Annotated in this window: 1 protein-coding gene and 1 pseudogene; both read left to right on the forward strand. The window is 52.9% G+C overall.

Annotation, left to right across the window (positions count from 1 at the left end; genetic code table 11):
* Positions 1–17: 17 nt before the first annotated feature.
* Positions 18–1,367, forward strand: a complete 1,350-nt coding sequence (miaB, locus tag KDK13_RS12070) for a tRNA (N6-isopentenyl adenosine(37)-C2)-methylthiotransferase MiaB (RefSeq protein ID WP_257285223.1) — start codon at positions 18–20, stop codon at positions 1,365–1,367.
* Positions 1,368–1,485: 118 nt separating this feature from the next.
* A pseudogene (locus tag KDK13_RS12075) lies at positions 1,486–1,943 on the forward strand (PhoH family protein); the annotation flags it as partial.

The raw sequence follows: 1,943 nt of genomic DNA on the forward strand, positions 1-1,943 counted from the left end.
AGCCAGTAAAGTGTGAAATGAGCAAAAAACTGTATATCAAAACCCATGGTTGCCAGATGAACGAGTACGATTCCGCCCGCATGGCCGATCTGCTCGGAGAGACCCACACCCTGGAGCTGACGGACAACCCGGAAGAGGCGGATGTCCTGCTGGTGAACACCTGTTCCGTTCGGGAAAAGGCCCAGGAAAAGCTCTTTCACCAGCTGGGTCGCTGGCGAAAACTGAAAGAAAAGAACCCGGACCTGATCATCGGCGTAGGCGGCTGCGTTGCCAGCCAGGAAGGTGATGAGATCCGTAAACGTGCGCCCCAGGTTGATGTGGTGTTTGGCCCGCAGACCCTGCACCGTTTGCCGGAAATGATTGATGCCAGCAAGGCCAACCACATTCCTGTGGTGGACGTCACCTTCCCGGAAATTGAAAAGTTTGACCGTCTGCCAGAACCCAGTGTGGATGGTCCAACGGCCTTTGTTTCCATTATGGAAGGTTGCGACAAGTACTGCACTTACTGCATCGTTCCCTATACCCGTGGTGCGGAAATCAGCCGTCCCATGGATGACGTTATTGCTGAATGTTATGGCCTGGCCGAAAAAGGCGTCCGGGAAATCAACCTGCTGGGGCAAAACGTCAACGCCTATCGGGGTGAAAAACACGATGGCACCGTCTGTGACCTGGCAGAACTGATTACCCTGGTGGCCGCCATTGACGGAATTGACCGTATCCGTTTTACCACCTCTCACCCACTGGAGTTTTCCGACAGCCTGGTGAATGTCTACGCCGAGGTTCCCGAGCTGGTCAGCCATCTGCACCTGCCGGTACAGAGCGGTTCTGACCGGGTGCTGCAATTGATGAAGCGGGATCACACGGCGGCAGATTACCTGAAAAAAATCCGCCAGCTGCTGGCGATCCGTCCTGACCTGAAGCTCTCTTCAGACTTTATTGTCGGCTTTCCGGGAGAGACCGATCAGGACTTTGAAGACACCATGAACCTGATTGCTGAAGTGGGCTTTGATGCCTCTTTCAGTTTCATCTTCAGCAAGCGTCCGGGCACTCCGGCTGCCGATATGGCAGATAATGTTCCCGAGGAAGTGAAAAAACAGCGCCTGCAGATTCTGCAGAACCGTATTAATCAGCAGGTTATTCAGATCAGCCGACGTCTGGTGGGCAGCACCCAGAAGATCCTGGTGACCGGTTACTCCAGGAAAGATCCGGGACAATTATCAGGACGTACCGAGTGCAACCGGGTAGTGAACTTCCAGTGTACTGATCCTCACCTGATTGGCCATTTTGCGGATATTGAGATTGTTGAAGCGTTGCCTCATTCTCTGCGCGGTACGTTGATCGGTTCCGAGCTGGACAGTATTGCCTGATTAACCGGAAAAGAGGCTTAACGCCTCTTTTCCTAATGGAAATCCTGACTGGCTTACACTCAGAGACCATCGTAATATCTTACCTGAACCCACTTGCAGTAAAGGCTGAACACAGACTTTGAATACCAAAACACAAGGACAGGACTTTTCCCACGCCTCTGGCCATCACGCCACTGATCAAAACGTCTGCCGCTTTTCTCTTGAGCCTGATGAACCGTCGAGATTCGCGGAACTCTGCGGACAATTCAATCAGCATCTGAAACAGATCGAAGAGCGGCTCGGCGTCACCATCCGTCACCGGGGAAATGTTTTTGCCATCAGTGGCGACAATGACCGTGCTGACGTAGCTGGCGAGGTAGTAAAGCGACTGTTCAGAGAAACCGGCAAGGACGAACCACTCAGCCCGAATACGGTTCACCTGTTCCTGCAGGAATCTGCCCTTGAGTGGATATATGAAGAGCCTGAAGACAAGCTGATCTCACTGCGCACCCGTAAAGGCCTGATTACGCCCCGGGGACCTAACCAGCAGAGCTATGTAAAGTCGATTCTGCAGCACGATATCAATTTCGGCATCGG

This window comes from Endozoicomonas sp. SESOKO1, assembly GCF_024606265.1.
In the GTDB taxonomy this organism is placed as follows: domain Bacteria; phylum Pseudomonadota; class Gammaproteobacteria; order Pseudomonadales; family Endozoicomonadaceae; genus Endozoicomonas.

What these genes read in the sequence shown, in the direction of transcription:
- miaB (WP_257285223.1), top strand. Translation starts at nt 18, where the DNA reads ATGAGCAAAAAACTGTATATCAAAACCCATGGTTGCCAGATGAACGAG.